Source organism: Allocoleopsis sp. (genome assembly GCF_036703385.1).
Classification (GTDB): domain Bacteria; phylum Cyanobacteriota; class Cyanobacteriia; order Cyanobacteriales; family Coleofasciculaceae; genus Allocoleopsis.
This window is the reverse complement of record NZ_DATNPA010000292.1, coordinates 1-6431: the sequence shown is the minus strand read 5'-3', so window position 1 is coordinate 6431 and position 6431 is coordinate 1. Positions and strand designations below refer to the sequence as shown.

General features: G+C 44.4%; 6 protein-coding genes. 3 read left to right on the top strand and 3 right to left on the bottom strand.

Going from position 1 to position 6431, the window contains the following annotated elements; translation table 11 throughout:
- Positions 1–1155, top strand: a 1155-nt coding sequence (locus V6C93_RS13985; RefSeq protein ID WP_333477270.1) for a CHAT domain-containing protein, incomplete at its 5' end; no start/stop codon positions are given.
- A gap of 57 nt (positions 1156–1212) precedes the next feature.
- Here the strand turns inward: V6C93_RS13985 and V6C93_RS13980 are convergent.
- On the bottom strand, positions 1213–2340 hold the full coding sequence (locus V6C93_RS13980) for a succinylglutamate desuccinylase/aspartoacylase domain-containing protein (RefSeq protein WP_349262714.1): 1128 nt from the start codon (positions 2338–2340) through the stop codon (positions 1213–1215).
- Positions 2341–2419: 79 nt separating this feature from the next.
- Positions 2420–3058 (bottom strand): histidine phosphatase family protein, encoded by a 639-nt coding sequence (locus tag V6C93_RS13975; protein ID WP_333477268.1) that lies wholly within the window; start codon positions 3056–3058, stop codon positions 2420–2422.
- Positions 3059–3240: 182 nt separating this feature from the next.
- Between V6C93_RS13975 and V6C93_RS13970 the strand changes: the two genes are divergently transcribed.
- Positions 3241–4767 (top strand): tetratricopeptide repeat protein, encoded by a 1527-nt coding sequence (locus V6C93_RS13970; RefSeq protein WP_333477267.1) that lies wholly within the window; start codon positions 3241–3243, stop codon positions 4765–4767.
- A gap of 28 nt (positions 4768–4795) precedes the next feature.
- On the opposite strand, the gene V6C93_RS13965 is transcribed toward V6C93_RS13970, so the two are convergent.
- Complete coding sequence (locus tag V6C93_RS13965) at positions 4796–5839, bottom strand: DUF4351 domain-containing protein (RefSeq protein ID WP_333477266.1); 1044 nt, start codon at positions 5837–5839, stop codon at positions 4796–4798.
- A 111-nt stretch (positions 5840–5950) separates the two neighbouring features.
- On the opposite strand from V6C93_RS13965, the gene V6C93_RS13960 reads away from it, so the two are divergent.
- Positions 5951–6431 (top strand): Uma2 family endonuclease (locus tag V6C93_RS13960; RefSeq protein ID WP_333477265.1); only part of this gene is annotated, 481 nt, incomplete at its 3' end.

The window sequence follows — 6431 nt, the reverse complement described above, 5'->3', positions numbered from 1 at the left end:
CAACAGCCGATCGAGCCACCCAAAATTCAGGAAATTCAGCAAATTTCTTCAGAACAAATCGCCACATTGGTTGAATATTCTATTGTTTATGATGCCTTCAAAAATCAAGGCAAGGAGGAATTGCGTCAATCAGGACTCTACATTTGGGTCGTTAAGCCTACAGGTGAAGTAGCGTTTAAGCAAGTTGACCTCAAATCATTGAAGACACCATTAGCAGACCTCGTTACTACTAGTCGTAACTCCATTGGTGTTAGGGGACGAGGCTTAGGTGCAGTGCAAAGAGTCGATAGCGCAAATCAAACCGAACAATTACAGCAACTGCATAAACTTTTAATTGAACCGATCGCACGATTCCTTCCTACCAACCCCAGCGATCGCATCATCTTCATACCACAAAATGAACTGTTCTTAGTTCCCTTCCCAGCACTCAAAGACGCTTCTGGTAAATACCTGATTGAAAAACATACCATCCTGACTGCACCAGCAATTCAGGTACTCGAACTCACCCGTAAACAACGGCAACACGTCGCAGGAAAGGGTGTTCTGGTAGTGGGCAATCCTACCATGCCGAGTATTTCCCCTCTAACTGGACAGCCACCTCAACAACTGCCAAGCCTACCCGGTGCAGAAGCGGAAGCCAATGCGATCGCATCCCTACTCAACACCAAAGCGATTACCGGAAACCAAGCCACTAAAACCACTGTTATGCAACAAATGCAAAAAGCCAAGATTATTCACTTGGCGACACACGGGTTACTGGATGATTTTAAAGGGCAAGGTGTACCGGGTGCGATCGCTCTTGCTCCTTCTGGGGGGGATAACGGGTTGCTTACGTCGTCAGAAATTCTCGACATGAAACTCAATGCCGATTTAGTTGTCCTCAGCGCTTGCGATACTGGTAGAGGAACAATCACAGGTGATGGCGTTATTGGATTATCTCGCTCCCTAATTAGTGCTGGCGTTCCCAGCGTCATTGTCTCCCTGTGGTCAGTTCCTGATGCACCTACCGCCTCCTTAATGACTGAGTTTTATACTCAGATGCGACAGAATCCTGACAAAGCAACTGCACTACGACAGGCCATGTTAACGACCATGAAACAGCACCCAAACCCAAAAGACTGGGCAGCCTTTACCCTCATTGGTGAAGCTGAATAGTTGCCATTTATGTGTGATATTTTTGTTTTTTCCTTTTTTCATCGTGCTGAGGCTGTCCTACATTACCGAAAGAACATACTCTCCCTGATTAACGGCATGATTTGTTGAAACATCAAAAACCAGCCCATCTCCCTCAGAACAAACATCCATTAATGTCGGAAGCTCTCCGTTTTTATTAAAACTCAGCAATTGGTACAACCGCTCCCCCGATTTAATTGAACTCCCTAACTGAACTCTTGATTGAATCATCCCTCCAGTCGGAGCATAGTATTTTTTGATATTGCTTTTACTTGTGAAATTTACAAGATGAACGTCCGTACTTTCCAAAGGAAAGCCTCGAATTTTTAAAACCGATTTTCGCGCTAAATAATTTTTGATGCGAAAGATAGATTTTTTCACTGAATCTGGATTCATTTGCATCCCAGATCCCAGCTCTAACGTCCAGGAATCGATATCAAACTGAATTGGTTTTCCTAACTCTGCCAATTTCTTCTCTAACGCCAACCACGGTTTGAAAAATGCCTCGTCAAAGGCATCTCCGTCATATTCATTCATTAAAATCCCATAGTCCAGTAGAAACGCTTTAGCACTGTTTTCTCTGCTTTGGAAGCAATAGAGATAATCAATCGCTTGGTTACTCGAACTATGGAGATCAATTACGTAGTTGGCATCTAAGCATAGAGATTGTAAGCAATAACGATAACGCTCACTAAAGGGTACGCTACTCGGAGATTGTATTTTTTCTAAGTGTTTTTGAAATTTTAATAGAATACGTTCAAGATAATTTTTCCGGATTTCATCGATTTCCAATTCGAGTTGAGTGTTGGCAAACTCTTCTAGCTCCTCCTCTTCTTTTTCATAGTCCCAGAAAATTCGGTTCCAATCTTTGCCGTCATAAATATTATAACGACCTGTCGAAAAGAAATGAGTACGCTGATTGGTACTTAACGGATTGCAGACCGGAACGAGCCAAATTTCTCCGAAGAGGTGGGTTTCATCCAAGGCCATCAAAAACTCAATGAACTGATGAATGACAGCATTCCCAACAATTTCAGCACCATGTAAATTGGATTGGAAGTATACCTTTTTGCCCGGTTGAGTCCCCACGAATTTATAGACTTGAATATCAAGGCGATCGCCTGAAGCCAAATGTTGAATCGGAATAGTCGAAATAGTCGGAATCATTACCCAAATTAGTCCTATTTATCTGAAAGCCTCCATTACAAAACTCTCAGGAATAGGGCACATCAAAAGTCAAAAATTATTAAGTGCCTGGTAAGGTTCGCAAACTTTCATCTAAATGAGTGCGATCAGCCAAGGCGTGAAGTAATGGTCCATGAGAGCCAAATTCAACAATACTCACCGACCCAACTGGACATCCCAAGCGAAAGCGGAAGCGCCCAACATCAATCCCTAAGAGGCTACACAGCATAATACGGATAGTCGCTTTGTGAGAGACAATCAAAACATGACCTGTAGGGAACCGATGCTTGATTTCCTCAATGACCTGTAAAGAACGATGAGCGATCGCAACCGCTAATTCCCCACCAGTCGGTGGATACCACGCGGGGTCGGCTGTCCAGCGGATGTAGTCATCGTGGAATTCCTGATTTACCGTTTCTGGCGTATTGCCTTCCCACTTCCCGTAGTTAATCTCTTTCAAACCATCCCGCAGTTCTGGCTTCATACCAAGTGCTTCACACAAAGGCTTAGCTGTTGCGATGGTTCGCCCCATTGGACTAGAAAAAATTGCTTCCCAAGGCAGAGAGTGATAGGCAGTGGCAAAAGCTCTTGCCATCTCCAAGCCTTCTGGTGTCAGTTCGGGGTCTATTGAACCACAGAAGGCATTCACTCGACTACAATCAGTTTGCCCGTGACGCAAGAAATACAGCTTGAGACTCAAAGTAACCTGTTTCCAACACTTTAGTTAAGGTTACAACGTAAGGAGTGAATGTGGTGTGATACGTATGACGATAGAAGAGGGGAGGAAGTCTTGAACTCTCTCCTCAGGTCTTACTTTTGACTGTTGACTTGTGAACCCTTCACCTCGACTAATTTTTCAAGTAGCCCAAGCCACTAAACAAGATGAGACTCCAAATCCTACTGGCTACTGTCGCATTAATCAGTACGTTCTGTTCGGCTTGTTCGGAGAGTAGAACTTGTACCGCTAGCACACTTGCTGACATTGCTGTTTCCTATTCCATCGCTCAACAAAACGAGCAAGCCTTAAAAGTAGTTCAGCAAATCAATAGTTTAACTCGCAGAGCTGATACCTTAAGCCAGATCGCTCTCCAGTCTGCAAAAGCAGGACAGACGGAACAGGCAACAGTACTGTTTACTCAAGCACTTCAAGTTGCGAATAAAATCGAATCCCCCCCGGATAAGGCGATGGCATTAGAAGCGATCGCAACTCGGTATGGGAGAGTTGGACAAAAAGACAAAGCGGCTGAAGTTTTATCCCAAGCTGTACAGGAGGCTAAGGCAATTTGGGGTACCTCATTCGTTAAAGACACTGTCTTGGAGAAGATAGCTGTTAATTATGCACAACTAGGAGATTACGAGCAAGCCATTCAGCTCACCAATAAAATTGTGGAGGATATTCCCAAAGGCAGAGCTTTAGCTCGAATAGTGGCTCAATATGTAGAGGAAGGAGACTACAACCAAGCGCGACAGGTTGCTAACACAATAGAGGTTCAGACTTCTAAAGCGAATGCATTGATAGAAATTGCGGCAAAAACTGGAGAATATCAACCTGCACTCTCAGTTGCCACAAAAATCGATGAGGAGGAGAGTGCCTTAGCTAAAAGTATGATTTTAGGGAAACTTGCCCTTCTATTCTTAAAAGTTGGACAGGAGAAACAAGCTGATGAGCTATTAGCTGAGGCACTTAATGCAGCAAAAAATATTGAAGATAAGGATACCCAAGTCAGTCAATTCACTAAAATCGCTTTTCTGTATTTAGAATTAGGCAAAAAAGAGCAAGCAGTTAAAGTCTCAGCCAAAACACTTCAGGTTGCTAATGAATTTCCGGATGTCGATAAAAAAGCGAAAATTTATGCCGGGGTCGCTGTTGTCTATGGGAAAGCAGGCAAAACAGAGCTGGCAACTTCAGTTCTAACTCAAGCCGTTCAGATATCTGAAACCATAAAAAATAAAGAAACTAAAACTCAGACTTTAGCTGAGATTGCGATCGCGTCTGCAAAAATCAATCCCTACCAGCAAGTGCTTCAGTTTATCCAACAAACCCTGGGGAATGCCAACACTCAGGCTTATGCGCTGACTCGAATCGCTAAGGATTATGAAAAGGCTGGAGATAAGGAGCAAGCCGCTAAGGCTTTAGAGCAGGCGTTTCAGATTGCTCAAACTTTAAAAAATACCAACGACAAATCCCAGGGGCTGGCTGACATCGCAGTCCAGTTGGGTAAAATTGCTCAGTATGATCGCGCTGTCGCAGTCGCCCAAACCATCGACGTTACACAGCCTAATTCTCCCAAAACCTTTGCCTTAGCGAAAATTGCGAATTATTATGCGAAAGCGGGACAAAAGGAAAAAGCGATCGCACTTTTATCCCAAGCGCTTCAAGCAGCAAACACAACCCAGTGTTCCGATTGAAGTTCTCTATCTTCGCATATCCTCATCACTAATCGCTTACAGCCTGTTGCTCCAACCAAGCGACTAAATCAGCGACTTCAGTAAAATCCAACAGCGCTATTCCCAATGTTTCCAACTGTTCAGTGGATAACCTGCGAATCTGCTCAATCAGGGATGAATCAACCTCGCCTAGTCGTTGAGTAAGCTGGCGTAAAATCAAAGTCACCTCTCCTTCCCGCCTCTCCTGCTGTGCGAACCAAGCCATTAAATCAGCCACGCTGGAAAAATCTAACAGTACCTCTGCCAATTCTTCTAACTGCTCGGTGGATAACCCTCGAATCCGTTCTTGCAGCATTGGGTTAATCTCACCAATGCGCCGCTTGAGAAAGCGCAGAATCAAAGCTATCTCTCCTTCCTGCTTGCCTTCCCTCCTTCCTTCTTGTCTTCCTTGTTGTAATCCCTGTTGCAAGATGTCTTGATAAATAACAGACTCGCGCATAATTTCCTCCCGAAAAAACTGGCGAATTAAATCTTTCTCAAACCGCAGTCCAGCCAGAATTTCAGCACAACCCGCAATATTCTGTCGCTGCTCCCTTTCAAAAATTCTATCGACTTGTTCGGCTACCTGTGCCAGCAATGCTTGAGGGGAGCCGGTTTGGGTTAAAGTAGCGAGGGGCAATAGTCCTGGATTAGCGAGAAATGGTGCAGAGTCTTGCTCCCACAAGCGAATCACCCGGTATCGATGAGATGTAGTTCGGTCTTGATACTGTTCAGTAAAGACTATTTCATCGTTTGTGGCTTGCAAAAATATGACCACCTGCTCTACATCACACCGATATTGCCGCTTTAATCTCACGGAGTAATCGAGCATCCGGAAGGGAATAGACGGATTGGATGTAGGTAGAGTTTGAAATTCTATGTGTAAGATTTGGTTAGCTGTTTGCAGGAAAGTAACTGCGTCAGCTCGAATGGGTTCTAGAGTCAGTTCAGTTTTGAGTACCCGGATGTCTTGTGACTGAACCGAAAGCAACCAACTCACAAACTCGGCTGGATATTGTTCCGCTAAATATTTACAAGCGTTGTCGTAATTCAATCCTAGCGTTTCCTCTCACTCCTCCACAATCCGCACTTTACCTGAATCCTGCCCATGCGCCAACTCATTGCTATTTAAGGTATAAAAATACCATGTTAGGGAGCCAGCACGATGTCAACTGAGGCGAGTACAGAACAGAAATCCCCGATAATCGAGGATTGGTGGGAACCCTCGATGCCACCCACTGATTTAATTTTCGATGATGGGGAACCGATGGAGAGTAACCGCCACCGCATTGCAATGAATGTTCTGATTCGGTCAATCAATCAGGCTTTTGCAAACCGTGATAACTTTTTTGCGGGAGGCAATATGTTTGTTTATTACAGTAGTACTCAGGCTCGTAACCGGGACTTCAAGGGGCCTGATTTTTTTGTAGTGCTAGATGTTGATGGCACAAGGGAACGTCAAGGCTGGGTGGTGTGGGAAGAAAATGGTCGTTATCCCGATGTAATAGTGGAACTGATGTCACCTTCCACAGCAGAGGCAGACACGGGAGTAAAAAAAACCATTTACGAGCAGATTTTCCGCACTCCAGATTACTATGTCGTCAATCCTTTTGACCCCAATTCTTTGCAGGGGTGGCATTTAGATG

Excerpts from the sequence above, each read along its gene's own strand:
- V6C93_RS13980 (WP_349262714.1), bottom strand. The coding sequence starts at position 2,340 with ATGATTCCGACTATTTCGACTATTCCGATTCAACATTTGGCTTCAGGC.
- V6C93_RS13970 (WP_333477267.1), top strand. The coding sequence starts at position 3,241 with ATGAGACTCCAAATCCTACTGGCTACTGTCGCATTAATCAGTACGTTC.